The 18,207-nt window shown below is 55.0% G+C and carries 15 protein-coding genes and 1 riboswitch; of the genes, 10 read left to right on the top strand and 5 right to left on the bottom strand.

Annotated features, from left to right (window positions below):
• The first annotated feature begins 58 nt into the window (after positions 1-58).
• From argC to speC, 5 genes are all read left to right on the top strand, one after another.
• Complete coding sequence (gene argC / locus B5F80_RS04535; RefSeq protein ID WP_087477634.1) at positions 59-1,006, top strand: N-acetyl-gamma-glutamyl-phosphate reductase; 948 nt, start codon at positions 59-61, stop codon at positions 1,004-1,006.
• Between the two features lie 29 nt (positions 1,007-1,035).
• On the top strand, positions 1,036-1,755 hold the full coding sequence (locus B5F80_RS04530; RefSeq protein ID WP_087477633.1) for a hypothetical protein: 720 nt from the start codon (positions 1,036-1,038) through the stop codon (positions 1,753-1,755).
• A 126-nt stretch (positions 1,756-1,881) separates the two neighbouring features.
• Positions 1,882-2,757 (top strand): acetylglutamate kinase, encoded by an 876-nt coding sequence (gene argB / locus B5F80_RS04525; protein WP_087477652.1) that lies wholly within the window; start codon positions 1,882-1,884, stop codon positions 2,755-2,757.
• A 39-nt stretch (positions 2,758-2,796) separates the two neighbouring features.
• Positions 2,797-3,963, top strand: a complete 1,167-nt coding sequence (locus B5F80_RS04520) for an aminotransferase class III-fold pyridoxal phosphate-dependent enzyme (RefSeq protein ID WP_204246346.1) — start codon at positions 2,797-2,799, stop codon at positions 3,961-3,963.
• A gap of 163 nt (positions 3,964-4,126) precedes the next feature.
• Positions 4,127-6,286: an ornithine decarboxylase gene (speC, locus tag B5F80_RS04515; protein WP_087477631.1), complete on the top strand. Its 2,160-nt coding sequence runs from the start codon at positions 4,127-4,129 to the stop codon at positions 6,284-6,286.
• 60 nt (positions 6,287-6,346) lie between these two features.
• Here speC and metF read toward each other — a convergent pair whose 3' ends face one another.
• Positions 6,347-7,210, bottom strand: coding sequence for a methylenetetrahydrofolate reductase [NAD(P)H] (gene metF / locus B5F80_RS04510; protein ID WP_087477630.1), 864 nt, complete (start codon positions 7,208-7,210; stop codon positions 6,347-6,349).
• A 149-nt stretch (positions 7,211-7,359) separates the two neighbouring features.
• Positions 7,360-8,193: a MetQ/NlpA family ABC transporter substrate-binding protein gene (locus B5F80_RS04505; protein ID WP_087477629.1), complete on the bottom strand. Its 834-nt coding sequence runs from the start codon at positions 8,191-8,193 to the stop codon at positions 7,360-7,362.
• Positions 8,194-8,296: 103 nt separating this feature from the next.
• Positions 8,297-8,392, bottom strand: a riboswitch (SAM riboswitch).
• Between the two features lie 166 nt (positions 8,393-8,558).
• Between B5F80_RS04505 and B5F80_RS04500 the strand changes: the two genes are divergently transcribed.
• A complete protein-coding gene (locus tag B5F80_RS04500; RefSeq protein WP_087477628.1) occupies positions 8,559-8,981 on the top strand; it encodes a C-GCAxxG-C-C family protein in 423 nt (140 codons plus the stop codon).
• Positions 8,982-9,032: 51 nt separating this feature from the next.
• Here B5F80_RS04500 and B5F80_RS04495 read toward each other — a convergent pair whose 3' ends face one another.
• Positions 9,033-10,571: a hypothetical protein gene (locus B5F80_RS04495; RefSeq protein WP_087477627.1), complete on the bottom strand. Its 1,539-nt coding sequence runs from the start codon at positions 10,569-10,571 to the stop codon at positions 9,033-9,035.
• 155 nt (positions 10,572-10,726) lie between these two features.
• Here B5F80_RS04495 and B5F80_RS04490 point away from each other — a divergent pair, with 155 nt between their 5' ends.
• From B5F80_RS04490 to B5F80_RS04480, 3 genes are all read left to right on the top strand, one after another.
• Complete coding sequence (locus B5F80_RS04490; RefSeq protein ID WP_087477626.1) at positions 10,727-12,646, top strand: ABC-F family ATP-binding cassette domain-containing protein; 1,920 nt, start codon at positions 10,727-10,729, stop codon at positions 12,644-12,646.
• A gap of 280 nt (positions 12,647-12,926) precedes the next feature.
• A complete protein-coding gene (locus B5F80_RS04485; RefSeq protein ID WP_087477625.1) occupies positions 12,927-14,336 on the top strand; it encodes an FAD-binding oxidoreductase in 1,410 nt (469 codons plus the stop codon).
• 254 nt (positions 14,337-14,590) lie between these two features.
• A complete protein-coding gene (locus B5F80_RS04480; RefSeq protein WP_087477624.1) occupies positions 14,591-14,836 on the top strand; it encodes a helix-turn-helix transcriptional regulator in 246 nt (81 codons plus the stop codon).
• A gap of 74 nt (positions 14,837-14,910) precedes the next feature.
• On the opposite strand, the gene ychF is transcribed toward B5F80_RS04480, so the two are convergent.
• Positions 14,911-16,017 carry a redox-regulated ATPase YchF gene (gene ychF, locus B5F80_RS04475; protein ID WP_087477623.1) on the bottom strand — a complete coding sequence of 369 codons (1,107 nt, stop codon included), beginning with the start codon at positions 16,015-16,017 and terminating at the stop codon, positions 14,911-14,913.
• A gap of 16 nt (positions 16,018-16,033) precedes the next feature.
• Positions 16,034-17,275: an LL-diaminopimelate aminotransferase gene (locus B5F80_RS04470; protein ID WP_087477622.1), complete on the bottom strand. Its 1,242-nt coding sequence runs from the start codon at positions 17,273-17,275 to the stop codon at positions 16,034-16,036.
• 197 nt (positions 17,276-17,472) lie between these two features.
• On the opposite strand from B5F80_RS04470, the gene B5F80_RS04465 reads away from it, so the two are divergent.
• Entirely contained in the window at positions 17,473-18,048 is a 576-nt protein-coding gene (locus B5F80_RS04465; protein WP_087477621.1) for a flavodoxin family protein, read from the top strand.
• Positions 18,049-18,207 lie beyond the last annotated feature (159 nt).

The raw sequence follows: 18,207 nt of genomic DNA, 5'->3' as shown, positions 1-18,207 counted from the left end.
CGCCGCGGCAAGAAAAAGGTAAAGACGCGGGGCAGTAAGGTATAGAGGTGCATGAAAGGTGAAGACGAAGGTATTTATACATGGTCATGAAGGTACGACGGGGCTTAGAATTCACGAACGGCTGAAGAGCCGCCAGGATATCGAGCTGGTTCCCATTGCCGACGAGCTGCGGAAGGAGCCCGAAGCGATTGCGGAATGCATGAAGAAAGCTGATCTGGCGTTCTTGTGCCTTCCCGACGGGGCGGCGAAAGAAGCCGTCGCCATTGCGGCCGACTGCCAGGTCCGCCTCATCGACACGTCGACGGCCCATCGGACGGCCGACGGCTGGACCTACGGCTTCCCTGAATTGTCACCGGCTCAGTATCAGGCCATCGCCGAAAGCGACCGCGTCGCCAACCCGGGCTGCCACGCCAGCGGCGTCATCGCCGTCGTCCAGCCGTTGGTACAGGCCGGCATCCTGCCGGACGACTATCCCGTAAGCGCCGTGTCCCTGACGGGATACAGCGGCGGAGGCAAGAAGATGATCGCCCAGTATGAGGGAGCGGACAAAGGCGAGGAATTGTTCTCGCCCCGCCAATACGGCCTGACGCAGCAGCACAAGCACTTGAAGGAAATCGTCGCCGTCTGCGGCTTGGCTCAGGAGCCGATTTTCTCTCCCATCGTCGACGATTACTACAGCGGCATGGAAGTCATGGTTCCCTTATTTACGCATTTGATGAAGGGAACGCCGTCTGCGCAGGACGTCTGGCAGGCCTTGGCGGCTCATTACGAAGGGAGCCCCATCGTCCGCGTCCTTCCCTTCGGCGAAGACAAGAGCGGCTTCGTCGCGGCCAACGCCATGAGCGGATATGACGACATGGAAATTCTCGTGACGGGCAACGACCAGCGCGTCGTCGTGACGGCCTTGTTCGATAATTTGGGAAAAGGCGCTTCCGGCGCGGCGATTCAGAATATGAACATCATGTTGGGCCTCGACCCGACGACAGGATTACAGATAACGAAGTAAAGGCGCAGCCATAGAAAGGTGGAGTTAGTATGAAACAGGTATATGATGACAGCTGCTTACCGCAAGGATTCAGCGCGGCCGGTACGTACAGCGGCCTTTGTGACAGCCGCGTGCGATTGGATTTGGCTATGATCGTAAGCCGTACAAACTGCTCCATCGTCGTCTCCAGCGCTCAGGGCGTATGGCAGAGTGCGGGAAAGGCCCTGCTGCTGCACAACGGGGCGGCCCTTCCCGAAGGCCTGCGGGGACAGGAAATCCAGCAGGAAGTATGCAGCGCGGCGTCGCAGTACTTGGCGATAGGCGCCCAGGACGTGGCCTTCGTCGCCAGCGGCGTAAAAGGCCAGCATTTCCGCCCGTCCCGCCTCATCGACAGCCTGGAAACCTTAGGCGCGTCGCTTTCGCCGTCTCACGGCGCTCAGGTCGGCGCGGTCATCGACAACTTAGGCGATATGACGGACAGCGCCGTGTCGCTGGGAAGCGGCTCCGTTCATATGAACGGCATGGCCGCCGACGGCACCGAGGCGAAGCCGGGACTGTGCATCCTCACGACGGATGCCGCCGCGTCGCCGCAGCAGCTGCGGGACGCCCTGGCAGCCTGTACGGGCGCGATCAATACGGAAGGGTATACGATTATTGCCCTGGCCAACGGCATGGCGTCCGAGCCGGTCGGAGGCGCGTCGCTGGCCCAGGCCATGAAGCGCACTATGCTGCAGCTGGGATTCCAGCCGGCCTTACAGGCCTGCAGCTGAGCAGCAGAATCTGAAAGGACTGCGTGGTACAATGAAATTGCGGGAACGCAGTTTCTTGTACCACGTTACATTTTTGTACTGGGGGAAAGGTAAATGACAGAGTATAAAGACATAGCAATGCACGATATCCAATCGGTAACGAACGCCCAGAAGGCGCAGATTTTGATGAACGCCCTGCCGTATATTAAAAAATACAGCGGCAAAATCGTCGTCGTCAAATACGGCGGCAACGCGATGGTCAACGAGAGCCTGAAACGAGCCGTCATGGGCGACATCGTCCTGCTCAACCTCATCGGCATTAAGGTTGTCCTGGTGCACGGCGGCGGCCCGCACATCAAGGAAGTATTGGACCGCGTCGGCATCGAATCGAAGTTCATCGACGGCCTGCGCGTCACCGACGCGGAGACGATGAAAATCGTCCAGATGGTGCTGGCCGGCCAGGTCAACAAGGATTTAGTCAGCCTCATCGGCTCGATGGGCGGCAACGCCATCGGCCTGTGCGGCCTCGACGACCGGATGATCCGCGTCCGCAAGCAGAGCGACGACCTGGGCTTCGTCGGCAAGATTACGTCGCTGGACGTTGAAATCATTCAGGACAATCTGGATAAGGGATACATTCCTGTCATCGCTACGATCGGTACGGACAAAAACGGACAGGCCTACAACATCAACGCCGATACGGCGGCGGCTGAAATCGCCGGCGCCCTCAACGCCGAATGCATGGTGTCCATGACGAACATCGACGGCGTCCTGCGCGATAAGGACGACCCGTCGTCGCTGATTACGGACCTCACCCTGGCCCAGGCGGACCAGCTGAAAAAAGAAGGCGTCATCGCCGGCGGCATGATTCCCAAGGTGCAGTGCTGCATCGACGCCATTCAGGCCGGCGTCAAGAAGGTCTTTATTGTCAACGGCATGGTTCCCCACGCTATCCTGATCGAGCTGCTGACAGAAGAAGGCCTGGGCACGATGTTTGTCAACAAGTATTCCGAAGGCCGCTGAACGGCTATTGCATGAAAAAAGGAGATGTGCGAATTGGCTATGGATTTTAAAGCTGCAGATAAAGAATATATCGTAAACGTATACAACCGGATGGACGCCGTGCTGGACCACGGCAAGGGTTCCGTCCTGTACGATGTCAACGGCAAGGAGTATATCGACCTCAGCGCCGGCATCGCCGTCAACGTCTTCGGCGTCTGCGACGACGTCTGGAAAGACGCCGTGACGGCCCAGCTCAACAAGCTGAGCCATATTTCCAACGTATTTTACACGGAGCCCCAGGTCATCCTGGCAAAAATGCTCTGCGAAAAGACGGGCATGAAAAAGGTCTTCTTTTCCAATTCCGGCGCAGAATCGAACGAATGCGCCATCAAGGCGGCCCGCAAATATTCTCACGACAAATACGGCGACGGACGCTATACGATCATCACGCTGAAAAACAGCTTCCACGGCCGGACGATGGCCACGCTGACAGCCTGCGGCCAAGATGAGCTCCATCAGGATTTCGGCCCCTTCCTGGACGGCTTCGTCTACGCCGAAGCGGATAACTTCGAATCGGTCAAGGCTCTGGCTGAAGAAAATAACGTCTGCGCCGTCATGATGGAACTGGTACAGGGTGAAGGCGGCGTCCATCCTCTCGACCCGGCCTTTGTCCATGCCGTCGTCGACTATGCCCATGAAAAGGATATCCTGGTCATTATCGACGAAGTACAGACCGGCAACGGCCGTACAGGCGCGCTGTATGCCTACATGAATTACGGCATTCATCCCGATATCGTCACGACGGCCAAGGCTATCGGCGGCGGATTGCCCTTTGCGGCGACGATGTTTGCCGATTCCTGCCAATATACGCTGACGGATCACACCCACGGCTCGACCTTCGGCGGCAACCCGATCTGCGCCGCCGGGGCTATCTCCATCATCGAACGGCTGGACGACGCATTGATGGCCGAAGTACGGGAAAAGGGCGCGTATATCAAGGCTGAGCTGGAAGGCTGCCAAAACGTCGAATTCGTGTCGGGCATGGGCCTGATGATCGGCGTGAAGCTCAAGAAGGACTTGGGAACCGTCGTAAAGGAATGCGTGGACAAGGGCGTCCTGGTCCTGACGGCCAACGGCCTGCTGCGCCTCCTGCCGCCCCTCAACATTCCCTGGGATGTCTTGAAAAAAGCCGTTGCCATCGTGAAAGACGTCATTGACGCAGAATAATACCTATGCTGAAAAAGGCGAGTCCTGCAGGGCTCGCTTTTTGTATTACCTGTAAGCGGTTAATTTTCCGGCAAGTCTTGTCAGGGACGGCCCTATTGTTTTAAAATGAAGTATGCCCCATAAAAACTATAAAAAGTAAAGGAAGAGGATAAGGAGACTAGATATGAAACATTTAAAGATAGCGTACAGCTTTGACGTACAATACTACTTCGTAGACAGCGACAGGGAAATCGTGCCTGTCGAACAGACGGACTTTACCGACGTAGCCGTCGCCGTGTTGTCCGACCAGGACTTCGCCTACATCGACAAGATCGACGCGACGGGCTTCGGCATTCCCATCATGATTATCATGCCTGGCGGCGAACGGCTTCCGGAAAAATATATCGGCAAGGTCGACGCCGTCATTACGGAGGAAATGGTCAACAAGAGCCGCTGCATTTCTACGGCAGAGCGGCTGGCCAGCAACTACGAGCAGTTTGTCCTGCCGCCCTTTTTCGCCGACCTCGTAGAGTACGTGAGCGAAAAAAACAATCCTTTCGACTGCCCTGGCCATCAGGACGGCGAATTTTTCAAGAAGCATCCGGCAGGACGCTATCTCTATGATTTCTACGGTCCCCATATTTTCCAATCCGATATATGCAACGCCGACGTTACGCTGGGCGATTTGCTGATTCACGAAGGGCCGGCCCTGGAAGCCCAGGATTTTGCTGCCGAAGTGTTCCACGCCGATAAGACCTATTTCGTCCTCAACGGCTCGTCGTCGTCCAATAAGGTCGTGACGAACGCCTTGCTGACGCCGGGCGACCTGGTACTGTATGACCGGAACAACCATAAATCCGTAGCCATCGGTGCCCTCATCCAGGCCGGGGCGACGCCGGTATATTTGGAAACGGCCCGCAACCCCTACGGCTTCATCGGCGGCATCGACGCCCATTGCTTCGACGAAGCCTACCTGCGCGAGCTGGCTGCTGAACGGGATCCGGAAAAGGCGAAGCAGCCCCGGCCTTTCCGCCTGGCCGTCATTCAGCTCGGCACTTACGACGGCACGCTGTACAACGCCCGCTACGTCGTCGACAAGATAGGCCATCTCTGCGACTATATCCTGTTCGATTCGGCCTGGGTCGGCTACGAGCAGTTTATCCCCATGCTGCGGGACAGCTCGCCGTTGCTGCTGGACCTGCACGGCGACGACCCGGGCATCATGGTGACCCAGTCGGTTCACAAGCAGCAAGCCGGCTTTTCCCAGGCGTCGCAGATTCATAAGAAGGACAATCACATTCACGACCAGAAGCGCTACTGCAACCATAAGACCTTTAACAATGCCTTTATGGCCAACGCCTCGACGAGCCCCTTTTATCCCATGTTCGCCACTATCGCCGTCAACGCCAAAATCCATTCGGGCGACGCTGGCCGGAAGATGTGGCGCGACTGCGTGAAGCTGGGCATTGACGCCCGCAAGAGCATCCTCCAGCGCTGCCACTACATCAAGCCGTTCATCGCGCCGACGGTACACGGGAAGCTCTGGCAGGACGGCGACACGGAGCAGATGGCCGACGACATCGCCTACTTCACTTTTGAGCCAGGCGCAAAATGGCATGCCTTTGAAGGCTACGGCCCGGATCAGTACCGCGTCGACCCGTGCAAGCTTCTGCTCACGACGCCGGGCATCGACGCTGAGACGGGCGAGTACGAAGACTTCGGCATTCACGCCAATATCCTGGCGACGTACCTGCGGGGCAACGGCGTCATTCCGGAAAAGTGCGACCTGAATTCCATCCTGTTCCTGCTGACGCCGGCGGAAAACTGGAATAAGCTCCGCTTCCTGACGTCGCAGCTCGTCCGCTTCGAACGGTTTGTCGATAACAACGTACCCATGCAGGAAGTCCTCCTGGGCGTGTACAACTCCCATCCGGCACGCTACGCCGGCTACACGATCCAGCAGCTCTGTCAGGAAATGCACGATTTCTATAAGGCGAGAAATGTAAAGGATTTGCAGAAGAAGCTGTTCCGCCGCGACTATTTCCCCGAATACGTCATGACGCCGCAGGAAGCGCAGCACGCCTTTATTCGCGGACAAGGCGAGCTCGTGCCTCTCGACGAGCTGGAAGGCCGGATCGCCCTTGAAGGGGCCCTGCCCTATCCGCCGGGCGTCCTCTGCGTCGTGCCGGGCGAACGGTGGTCGCCGACGGCCGTCCAGTATTTCAAGGCCCTCGAAGAAGGGCTCAACGAGCTTCCCGGCTTTGCCTCGGAAATCCAGGGCGTGTACCTGGAACACGAAGACGACGGCCGCGTCCACGCCTACGGCTACGTGCTGAAAGAATAAAACGATATGGTAAACTAAAAGCCCTGTGCAGCGATGCTGTACAGGGCTTTTTTGGATTTCTTATAATAGATTTTTTACGGCTTCTGTAATCTTCTTGGCGATATAGGGGTTGTTCATCGTGTAGACGTGGATGCCGTCGACGCCGTTAGCCAAAAGGTCGGCGATCTGGTCGATGGCGTAGGCGATGCCGATATCCCGCATGGCTTCGGCATTGTCGCCGTATTTGGCGATGGCCCGCTGGAACTTGACCGGCAAGGTCGCGCCGCACAGGGACACCATCCGTTCGATTTGCTTCTTATTGGTGACAGGCATGATGCCCGCTTCGATGGGGACGCTGATGCCGGCGATTTCGCACCGTTCGAGGAAGCGGTAGAAGGTGGCGTTGTCAAAGAAGAGCTGGGAAATGAGCTCGCTGGCGCCGGCGTCGACCTTCGTCTTCAAGTTGCGGATGTCGGCGGCCATCGTCTGGGCTTCCGTATGGCCTTCAGGATAGCAGGCGCCGATGACGTTGAATTCCGGGGCGTTCCGCTTGATGAAGGCTACGAGATCGCTGGCATGTTCGAAGACATGGGCTCGTTCGCGGCCCGGCGTTTCGTCGCCCCGCAGGGCCAGGATATTTTCGATGCCCGCCTTTTTCAGCTCGTCCAACGTGCGCAGGGCGTCATCTTCGGTCAGGTAGATACAGGGCATATGAGCCGCCGTTTCGCAGCCGTAGGTGTGCTTGATAGCCGAGGCCACTTCGACGGTGCGGTTGCCGCCGCTGCCGCTTCCGCTGGCGCCGCAGGTGACACTGATGAAATCGGGATAAAGCTGGCTCAGCTCGTCTAAAGCGGCGTAAATCGTCTCGATGGGCGTATCCGGCTTGGGCGGGAAGACTTCAAAGGAAAAGACTGTTTTTTTGGCAAATAATTCATTTGTGCGCATATATATTGCTCCTTGCTGCATAGCTGACAGGGGGTAAGCACGAGTACAGCCGCGTGTTTTTGTTTATATTATATCATGAAGTATGGCCGTATGTATAACAAAAGGGCCTGGAACGAGGCCCTTTTGCATGAATATATATGTGTGTTGTATTAGAAGCTGGGCAGAATGGCTCCCTGGTATTTGTCTTCGATGAATTTCTTCACTTCCGGAGACTGGAGGGCTTTGACGAGAGCCTGGATTTCCGGGCGGTTTTCGTCGCCTTCGTGGATGGCTAAGATGTTAGCGTACGGCGAGTCTTTATCTTCGAGGAAAATCGCGTCCTTCAGCGGATTGAGGCCGGCTTCCATGGCGAAGTTCGTGTTGATGACGGCGATGTCTACGTCGTCAATGGAGCGGGGAATCTGGGCGGCTTCCAATTCGACGAACTGGAGGTTTTTGTCGTTTTTCACGATGTCCTGTACCGTAGAGGTGATGCTGCCGTTATCCTTCAGGGAAATCAGGCCGGCCTTCTGCAGGATGAGCAAGGCCCGGCCGCCGTTGGTCGGGTCGTTGGGGATGGCGACCTTCGCGCCGTTTGCCAATTCGTCCAGTTTGGCGACTTTATGGGAGTAAATGCCCATCGGTTCGATGTGGACCTTGCAGATGGCCTTGAGCTGCGTGCCGTGTTCTTTATTGAACGTTTCCATGTAGGGGCCGTGCTGGAAGAAGTTGGCGTCCAGCTCCTTGTCGTTCAGGGCCAGATTCGGCTTGACGTAATCTGTAAATTCGATGATCTTCAAATCGATGCCGTCCTTGGCTAAGAGGGGCTTGATTTCGTTTAAGATTTCCGCGTGGGGAACGGGCGTCGCGCCGACGGTCAGGACCTTATTCTGCGTCGACTCTTTGCCGCCTGCCGGGGCGTCGCTGCCGCAGCCGGCGGCCAATACGGCCAGCGCGCAGAGAGCCGCAGCGGCCAGGACGGTAAGTTTTTTGAAATGCTTCATAAATGATTCCTCCTAAATATAAAATGATATGGCGTAAGACCGTTTAGCCTTTTATCCCATGAAAAAAGCCCCTTTCCCAAGAGAAAGAGGTATCGTCGCAGGGTCTTTATCTCTCGGAAATCAATCCGCAGGAATTAGCACCGTCGTTATCGGTTGCCGGGCTTCATTGGGCCAGTCCCTCCGCCGCTCTGGATAAAAGGATGTAAAATTGTCTTGAACATAGTGTATCATGAATCTCAGATTTGTCAAATTGCTATATTTGCATAGCCTGCCGGCCTGATATGACGAGAACGAAAGTAACGGGCAGAACGGCAAAAATGTGATATAATCAAAGGACGAGATATTGCATTAGGAGGTAATACGAAATGGAATCGATTCAAGACGTAGTAAAAAAATACCAGCAAGGCGGTAATAACTGTTCCGAAACGGTATTAAAGGCCTGCAATGAATATTACGGCCTCAACCTGTCGGACGACGTGTTCCGCATGGTATCGGTCATGGGCGGCGGCGTCGGCGGCTCGGGCTGTCTCTGCGGCGCCCTGAACGGCGCCTGCCATATCCTGGGCCTTCTCGTAGGCCGCAATACGCCGGAAGAAAAGACCAAGGCGGAAATCTACGCTCCCGTAAAGGAATTTTATCAGCTGTGGATGGGTAAGTTCCACGCGTCGTGCTGCCGCGTCCTCAAGAGCCCGGCCAACGGCGGCCCCGTATCCTGTCCGGAGCTCATGGTCGGTACGGCGGAGCTCCTGGCGGCCTTTATAGAAGAAAAGGGATTGCTTAAAAAATAAAGACATGGAAAAGACCTCGTACGGCGTCGTACGAGGTCTTTTTTTGCGGGTTTATTTATTCGGCAGGATGACGTCGCGGGCCCGGACGTCCTTGCTCAGGCTGTCGATGTGGTTGGCAAAAATCTTGGCCATGCGGATATTTATTTCATCTTTCATTGGCACTTGATAATGCGATGGCGTAAGGGTGTTCCAGGCTGAAGACGGATTGCCGTCAACGTGGATGACATCGTTTTCATCGGGTTCAATGAGAACGTATGTGGGAATTTGATGCATGTCGTTTTGCCAGATGCCTAGTTTTACGTCAGGGCTATCTTTCGTGTCATTCTGCCGGGCCATGATAAAGGTAAGGGGGTAATAGCTCTTTTTACCGTTCGAGAACTGGGTGTACTGTGTGCGGAAATGGATGAGCGACTGTTTGAATGGCACAACGGCAATGGAATCACTGGCTTTGTCGGCAATGACGAAACAAGGGCCGGCTGTCGTCTGGAACAATGCTAGGTAGCCGTCGTCATCTTCTTCGGAAACAGCCACGACTTCACCATGGAGAGTATGGTCTTTTGCCATTGCCTTGGCGGTGTCCAGGCTGTTGGGGGACGGAAGCGTTTGATAGGCTGAGCCTTCTGGCAACGCTTTGCTGATGATGCGGTCGCTGTCGGAGAAGGTGACCTGCGTTGCCGTAGCCGATTGGACGAGGCCGCCTAAGCCGACGAGGCAGACGATGGAGACGGCCAGGCCGATGAGATAGGGCTTGGATTGTCCCGTCGGCTGCTTGCGCTTGACGAGGACGGCGCAGACAATCGCCGCGATGACGAGGGCCGCGCAGACGACGCCTAGCAGGATGGCCGTCGTCTGATGGAAAATGCGGAACTGGGCCTGCATGTGAATATCCTGGCCTGCCGAGGCGCCCTGGGTGTTGATAAAGGCCGGCTTCAAATCCCAGACGAGGGTCTTGCCGTCGTCGAGGACCTGGTCGGCGTTTGTGGCGTCGACGGCCATGGGCAGGTGCATCGTAAAGTCGAGAGACGCCGAGTTGACGGCGGCGGCGACGGCCTGGTTATGGATTTCGTTGAGCTGGGCCGCTTCCCGTTCAGCCTGCTTGCGGTATTCCAAATAACTCCAGACGTCGACGCTGGATGGTACCTGGAAGAAATTGGGAATATTGTCTTCGTAATGGGCCTGTGGCAGGGCGGCGTTTTCCTGTCCCTTGATCCGCGTATGGATGGAATAATAGTCATACAAGAGGCCCTTGTGCAGCCGGATTTCACCGTATTCCGGGTCGGGCGTCCAGAATTCGCCGCCTGTATCGGCAATATCCTGTATGCCGGCGTAGGTTTTGCTGGACCGGTAGCCGTTTGCCGTATCTTCGACGGTGAAGCCGTTCTGCCGGTCTTCCTGCTTCCATTGATTCAGGGAAGCGGCCATGTCGGCCTGCATGGGAATCTGAAAGGATAAGTCCTTGCGCAGGACGATGGAGCCGTCGTCCTTAAAGGTCATGTCGGCGTGCAGGTCGGCGCAGCCGCTCAGAAACAGCCCGCTCACTACGAACAGGCAGGCCGCCGCAGCGCGGCGCATAACGTGTTTGTACATCATAATCTATCCCCCGCTTTCAAAAGGTGTCTTTGCCTTTACTGTAGCATATTCGCCGGGATATGACAACGGCCGGAAGCTGTCGCGGCGGCAGCAGATATGCTATAATGTATACTTAGCAAATTATATCATGATGCAGCATAGATGAGAGGATAACCATGGGAAGTATAAAAGTACAGAAATTATCGAAATCATTCGGCGTCCATACGGTGTTTCAGGACGTATCCTTTGAAATCCGCCGCGGCGAACGCATCGGCCTCATCGGAGCCAACGGCGCAGGCAAATCGACGCTCCTGAAATGCCTTATGGGTCAGGAAGAATATGACAGCGGCGTCTTCGTCGTGTCCGAAGGCGAATCGGTCGGCTACCTGCAGCAGGATATTGCCTTTGAAGACGACGTGACGCTGCGTCAGACCATCACCGAGGCCTGGCAGGACGTGCTGCGCCTGGAAGAACAGCTCAAGGATGCGGAGAAGGACATGCAGGCCCATCCCGACGATGAAAGCGTCATGAACAAATACGCCCGCCTGCAGGAACGGTTTGAATGGCTCGGCGGCTATGAATACGAATCCATGTCCCGGAAGATCGTCCACGGCCTGGGCTTCGGCGAAGCCGATTTGGACCGGCCGGTGCAGCAGTTTTCCGGCGGCCAGAAGACGCGCATCAACCTGGCTAAGGCCTTAGTACGCCGTCCCGATTACTTATTCCTCGACGAACCGACGAACCATCTGGACATGGACATGCTGGAATGGCTGGAAGGCTACTTGCTGTCCTATGGCGGCGGCATCCTCATCGTGTCCCACGACCGCTATTTCCTGGACAAGGTGGCGACGGGCATACTGGAGCTGGAACACGGCAAGGTGACCAAATACAAGGGCAATTATTCCCGGTATATCGTCCAGCGGACGGAGCAGCGCAAGGCTCTGGAAAGGGCCTACCAAAAGCAGCAGGACCATATCCGCCAGACCGAAGAATATATCCGCAAGTATAAGGCCGGCATCAAGGCCAAGCAGGCCCGGGGCCGTCAGTCCCAGCTCAACCGGCTGGAGCGCATCGAACTGGCTCCTGAAGCGGAAACGCTGCATTTCCATTTTGCGCCGGCAGAAGAATGCGGCCAAAAGGTCCTCGTCCTCGACGATATCTGCGGCGGCTTCGGCGACCGGCAGTTATTTGACCACTTGTCCCTGCTGCTGCGCCGCGGCGAGTCGGCGTCCCTCATCGGGCCGAACGGCACGGGCAAGACGACGCTCCTGCGCATGATTATGGGCGAAATCGAAGCGGACAAGGGCCACATCACCTTGGGCAGCCGCGTGCATATCGGCTACTTTGCCCAGGAGCATACGGATTTGCACGGCGCCTGGACGGTGCTGGGAGAAATCATGAACGATTTCAGCTACGGCGAAGACGAAGCCCGTTCCGTGCTGGGCCGCTTCCTCTTTCAAGGCGACGACGTATTTAAGGTCGTCGACAGCCTGAGCGGCGGCGAACAGGCGCGGCTGGCCTTATTGAAGCTGTTTTTGCAGGGCGCCAACTTCCTCATCCTCGACGAACCGACGAACCATCTCGACATTCCGACGAGGGAAGTACTGGAACAGGCCCTGCAGGAATTCGGCGGCACGTACCTCGTCGTATCCCACGACCGCTATTTCCTAGACAAGATTACCCAGCGGACCCTCGTGCTGGAAGATAAGAAGATCAAGGAATTTTTAGGAAACTATACCTATTACCGGGAAAAGGTGCGGGAAGCGGAAGAACGGGCGGCTCAGGAATTGGCCGAACGGGAAGCGGAAACGGCTGCGGCAAAGCCTAAGCCGGCCGCTGCAGCGGCTAAGGCGGAACCGCCTGCCAAGAAAGGGCCTGCGCGCAAGGAACCGCCGTACGGAACGGCCTTGAAGCTGGAAAAAATAGAAATGAAAATCGCCGAATTGGAAGCGACGCTCAAGATGTACGAAGTGCAGATGAACCTGCCCGACGTGCAGACCGACGCCGACAAGATGATGGAGCTGACCCGCCTTTACGACGAAACGCAGGCACAGCTGGACGCTGCGTACGAGACGTGGGAGCAGCTTTCTGAGTAGATATTCTAATCATGAATTGTATGATAAAATAATATATAACCGAAGAGAATGAATTTTGGTAAAACGTAGAACCATAAGTAATTATCGGAAGAAAGCCTATCTTTATAATGACGTCTTGCCTTGTAAATGATAAATATATTGAAAACAGCAGCCTTTACAATATATTTTAACGTGCTATACTATCTTCAATCGCTTTTTAGCCGGTAGGATTTCCTACACTCGCGAGCGGCTCAAAGTGAGGGGTATGAGCTAAATTTTAGATACAGAAAGAAGCGATTGAATGATGGCAACGTTTAATCCGGTTACGCCGGAATTACTGGAAAAATTACGAAACGTCGTAGGGGATAAGTATGTCAAGACCGATGAAGATTATTTGACGGCCTATCAGACTGATGAAGAAGGAAATTCGATTTACTTCCGCAAGCCCGAAGTCGTCGTATTTCCCGGCAGTACGGAAGAAGTAGCGGCGATCGTCAAGCTGGCGAACGAGTATTTGGTTCCATTGACGCCCCGTTCGGCCGGCTCCGGCGTCGCCTGCGGCGCTATTCCCATCTATCACGGCATCGTCGTCGAATTGGAACGCATGAACAAGATTTTGAAATTTGACGCCGACAATATGTACGCTACCTGCCAGACCGGCGTATTGACCGGCGATTTGCAGGCTGAAGCGCGGAAACATAATTTGTTGTACGCAGGCGATCCGTCCAGCGCCGAAAGCTGCCAGATCGGCGGCAACGTCGCCAACAACGCCGGTGGCAATAAAGCCGTCAAATACGGCACGACGCGCCACCAGATTTACAGCTTGAAAGTCGTTACGCCGACCGGCGATATCGTCACGCTCGGCGCGCGGTTGCAAAAGTGCTCTACCGGCTTATGTCTGGAACAGCTGCTGGCAGGCTCGGAAGGTATTTTAGGCATCATCACAGAGGTTACGGTCAAACTTCGCCCGCTGCCGCCGTATAGCTTCAACATGGTCTGCGTGTTTAAATCCGATGAAGAAGCCTTCGCCCTGCCGAATAAGATTTTAAAAGCCGGCATCGACCCGACGAGCATCGAATTTATGGATAACGAAGCATTGCAGCTGACCTGCAAATTCCTGGACATGAAGATGCCCCACGTCGACGACGGCTGCGACTACGTCATCGTTACGGTCGAATCGTTTAACGAAGATGATTCGGACCGCAAGATGGAACAGCTCTGTGACTTGGCGGAAGCTAACGGCTCTATCGATGAATTTGAAGCTGACGCCCGTATCTGGAAGCTGCGCAAGCAATTTGCCGAAGCGGCCCGCAGCGTCGACAAGATGTTCCAGACGGAAGATTTCGTCGTGCCGCTGGACAAGATTCCCGATATTACGAAACAGCTGCCGGAACTGCGCCGGAAATACGACTTGTACTGCGTCACCGTAGCCCACATCGGCGACGGCAACATTCACGTCTTGCCTTTGAATAATAAAGGCTTATCGCCGGAAGAATGGTTTAATAAAATCAAAGCTTTTCATCACGATTTGTTCCCCCGCGTATATGCCTTAGGCGGCAAAATGTCGGGAGAACACGGCATCGGCTTTAAGAAATTGGAAGAATTTGAAGCCTGCACGCCTGAAGGAGAATTAAAGATGATTCGGGCTATCAAAAAAGCCTTGGATCCGAATGATATCATGAATCCGGGCAAGCTCGTCAACGTCGGCTGAGAGCGCCTTTGCAGGGCATAACAAAGATAACGACAGGGTTTATACTTTTTAAATATATTCCCTGTCGTTTTTTATTACCTTACGGAATATCATAATATGTAAAGAAAGAATGAACTTGTGCCATATTTTCGCGGAAAGATAGTCATAAAAATGTTGATATAACCATACAAATAGATTATAGTTATATAAGGTAGATAATGAAGTAAATGGGAATGCGGTGTTCCCCGTTGTTGCAGTGGAGCTAGGGTGGTACGATGAAATATTATAGCCGTTTGAAGCCCCTTCGCCTGGAAGCGAAAATGTCCCAGGCCGATGTGGCGAAAGTGTTGAACTGTTCGCAAGTTGGATATGGAATGTACGAGCTGGGAAAACGGAAAATTTCCGTAGAAAAGCTCATGGTACTGGCTAAGCTGTACCATGTGTCGCTGGACTATCTCGTCGGCTTTACGGACGAACGGGAAGGCCGCAAGTCCTGGCACGACGAAGACGAATATATGTAAATCATGCGAAAAAGCGCTGCACCCCCAATGGGAACAGCGCTTTTTTTATGCGTGTATTACGAATATAGACGATATTAGACGTTGAAACGGAAGTATGTGACGTCTCCGTCCTGCATGACGTATTCCTTGCCTTCCAGGCGGACGAGGCCTTTTTCCTTGGCGGCCTGTTCGCTGCCGCAGGCGATGAGGTCTTCATACGATACGATTTCGGCGCGGATAAAGCCCCGTTCGATGTCCGTATGGATTTTGCCCGCCGCCTTCGGCGCCTTCGTGCCCTTGACGATGGTCCAGGCCCGTACTTCGTCGGCGCCGGCCGTGAAGAAGTTGATAAGGCCCAAAAGGGAGTAGCTGGCTTTGATGAGCTTGTCCAGGCCCGATTCGGGAAGGCCCAGCTCTTCTAAGAAGACTGAGGCTTCGTCATCGGGAAGCTCGGCGATTTCCGATTCGATTTTAGCCGATACGGCGACGACCTGAGCGCCTTCCTGAGCGGCGTATTCTTCGACGCGCTTGACGTTCGGGTTGGAGTCGGGATCGCCTGCTTCGTCTTCGCTGACGTTGGCGATGTAAATGATCGGCTTCAGCGTGAGGAGATTCAAGTCCTTGACATGAGGGAGCTCGTCTTCCGTCAGGCCGGCTTTACGGGCCGGTTCGCCTTCTTCGAGAGCCGCCAGGACCTTTTTCAGGACTTCGTATTCCGCTTTCGCCGCCTTGTCGCCGCACTGGGCTACCTTGGCGATGCGGTCGGCCCGCTTCTGCGTCGTTTCCAAGTCGGCCAGGCACAGCTCGGTGTTGATGATTTCGATGTCGCGGATTGGGTCGACGGAGCCGGCCACATGGGTAATATTGGAATCTTCAAAGCAGCGGACGACTTCGGCGATGGCGTCGGTTTCGCGGATGTGGCTGAGAAATTTATTGCCCAGCCCTTCGCCCTTGGACGCGCCGGCTACGAGGCCGGCAATGTCGACGAAGCGCATGACGGCGGGAATCGTCTTTTTCGGATGATACATGTCCGTCAGGACCTGGATGCGGTTGTCCGGCACTTCGACGACACCGACGTTCGGTTCAATCGTGCAGAAAGGATAGTTTGCCGCTTCTGCCCCGGCTTTGGTAATGGCATTGAACAGGGTGCTCTTGCCGACGTTCGGCAAGCCGACAATGCCGACTTCCAGATTGGTACTCAATGGTTAAACCACCTTTTTATTTGAATAATTTTAAATCAGCGATACGTTTGACCGCTTCGATGGTGTTTTCCTTCGTGCCGAAGGCCGTCAGGCGCAGGTAACCTTCGCCGTGAGGTCCGAAGCCGGAGCCCGGTGTCGTGACGACGTGGGCTTTTTCCAGGAGCAGGTCGAAGAAATCCCAGCTCTTCATGCCGTTCGGCGTCTGTACCCAGGCATAGGGGGAGTTCGTCGCGCCGTATACCGTGAAGCCAGCCGCTACCAAACCGTCGCGGATGATGTGGGCGTTTTCCATGTAGTAGTTGACGTCGGCGAGGCACTGCTTCTGGCCTTCCGGACTGTAGTACGCTTCGGCGGCGCGCTGGATGACGTAAGGCGTGCCGTTGAAGAAGGTGCACTGGCGGCGGTTCCACATGGGGTTCAGTTCGACTGCCGTGCCGTCGGCTTTATAGCCTACGCAGGCCTTCGGGACGACGACGTAAGAGCAGCGCGTGCCCGTAAAGCCGGCGCATTTGGAGTACGAACGCAGTTCGATGGCGACTTCCTTAGCCCCTTCGATTTCAAAAATGCTGTGGGGAACGTCCGGTTCTGTAATATATGTTTCATAGGCCGAGTCGTAGATGATGATGAATTTCTTTTCTTTCGCCGTCTTGACCCAGTTTTCCAGTTCGGCCTTGGACATGGCCGTGCCCGTCGGGTTGCTGGGGTTGCACAGGTATACGATGTCTACGTCTTCCGTCGGCGGTTCGGCCTTGAAGCCGTTTTCAGCCGTGCAGGGGAGATAGACGACGCCGTCGTAAATGCCCTTTTCGGCGTTCCAGTCGCCCGTATGGCCGAGCATGACGTTGGAGTCGAGGTAAACCGGGTATACCGGGTCGGCTACGGCGAATTTCAAATCGCTGCCGAAGATTTCCTGAATGCAGGCAACGTCGGTCTTTGCGCCGTCGCCGACGAATACTTCGTCGATGTCGAGGTCGATGCCGCGCGTCTTGTAGTCGCCGTCGATGATGGCCTGACGGAGGAAATCATATCCCTGTTCGGGGCCGTAGCCGCGGAATGTTTCGGCCTTGCCCATTTCGTCGACGGCCTTGTGCATCGCTTCGATGATGGCCGGAGCCAGGGGGCGCGTTACGTCGCCGATGCCGAGACGGATGATGTTTGCTTCGGGGTGCGCTTTAGAAAAGGCTTCTACTTTTTTCGCAATCGTAGCGAATAAATAGTTGCCGGGGAGCTTTAAATAATTTTCATTTACATGAGCCATGATGCGGAGCCCTCCTTATATAGCTTCTAATCTATAGTATGATTTGCATAATCTTTTACTATTGTACTACAATACGCAGTCCTTGCAAAGATTCGCCAAATAGGCTGGCTTATGATAAAATAAAATCATCATTATTCGATTCATAAATGAAACTATAGGGATGAAACAGTTTTTGTGATGTATGAGGAGATGAGGCGATGAAATTTGCGATTTTGATGGGGAGTCCGCGAAAGCACGGCAATACGGCCCAATGTCTGGAGCCCTTCTGCGACGAATTGAAACGGGGCGGCGCAGAATATACGCTGACCTGGCTGTACGACAAAAAGATAGAAGGCTGTCACGCCTGCCGCGGCTGCCAGAAGGACTGGTCTGATTTCAACTGCGTCATCGACGACGATATGACGGCTATCGCCGCCGACATAAAGGACAGCGACGTCATCGTCCTGGCGACGCCTATCTATTCCTGGTACTGCACGGCGCCGATGAAAGCCCTGCTGGACCGCTGCGTATACGGCTTCAATAAATATTACGGCGACGAAGTAGGCCCGGCGCTATGGGCCGGCAAGAAGGTCGCCGTCTTTACGACCTGCGGCTATAAGCCGGAGCACGGCGCGGACCTCTTCGCCGAAGGCGTACGGCGCTACTGCAAGCATTCCAGGCTCCGCTACGCCGGACTGTTTGCCGAGCGGCATTTGGGATATAAGACCGTATTCATGGACGAAGGAAAAGCGGAACGTGCCAGAGCCTTTGCCCGGCAGCTGCTGCAGGGATAAGCGGCATATCGGGGCGCGGAGCATTGACTTGCAGTGAGAGCCTTGTTATAATGCAGTTAGGCAAGACTATATAGAGAGTGTTTTGCACAGGTATGAAAAAGCCCATGAGATGGCGGTCTCATGGGCTTTTTGACATAATTACGGAAATGTCAATCCGAG

Origin of the sequence: Megasphaera sp. An286 (assembly GCF_002163455.1) — a bacterium.
Classification (GTDB): domain Bacteria; phylum Bacillota; class Negativicutes; order Veillonellales; family Megasphaeraceae; genus Megasphaera; species Megasphaera stantonii.
This window is presented reverse-complemented; position numbering and strand designations above follow the sequence as displayed.

Coding starts and splice junctions, on each gene's coding strand:
- B5F80_RS04530 (WP_087477633.1), top strand. CDS start 1,036: ATGAAACAGGTATATGATGACAGCTGCTTACCGCAAGGATTCAGCGCG.
- B5F80_RS04520 (WP_204246346.1), top strand. CDS start 2,797: ATGGATTTTAAAGCTGCAGATAAAGAATATATCGTAAACGTATACAAC.
- speC (WP_087477631.1), top strand. CDS start 4,127: ATGAAACATTTAAAGATAGCGTACAGCTTTGACGTACAATACTACTTC.
- metF (WP_087477630.1), bottom strand. CDS start 7,210: ATGCGCACAAATGAATTATTTGCCAAAAAAACAGTCTTTTCCTTTGAA.
- B5F80_RS04505 (WP_087477629.1), bottom strand. CDS start 8,193: ATGAAGCATTTCAAAAAACTTACCGTCCTGGCCGCTGCGGCTCTCTGC.
- B5F80_RS04500 (WP_087477628.1), top strand. CDS start 8,559: ATGGAATCGATTCAAGACGTAGTAAAAAAATACCAGCAAGGCGGTAAT.
- B5F80_RS04495 (WP_087477627.1), bottom strand. CDS start 10,571: ATGATGTACAAACACGTTATGCGCCGCGCTGCGGCGGCCTGCCTGTTC.
- B5F80_RS04490 (WP_087477626.1), top strand. CDS start 10,727: ATGGGAAGTATAAAAGTACAGAAATTATCGAAATCATTCGGCGTCCAT.
- B5F80_RS04485 (WP_087477625.1), top strand. CDS start 12,927: ATGATGGCAACGTTTAATCCGGTTACGCCGGAATTACTGGAAAAATTA.
- B5F80_RS04480 (WP_087477624.1), top strand. CDS start 14,591: ATGAAATATTATAGCCGTTTGAAGCCCCTTCGCCTGGAAGCGAAAATG.
- B5F80_RS04470 (WP_087477622.1), bottom strand. CDS start 17,275: ATGGCTCATGTAAATGAAAATTATTTAAAGCTCCCCGGCAACTATTTA.
- B5F80_RS04465 (WP_087477621.1), top strand. CDS start 17,473: ATGAAATTTGCGATTTTGATGGGGAGTCCGCGAAAGCACGGCAATACG.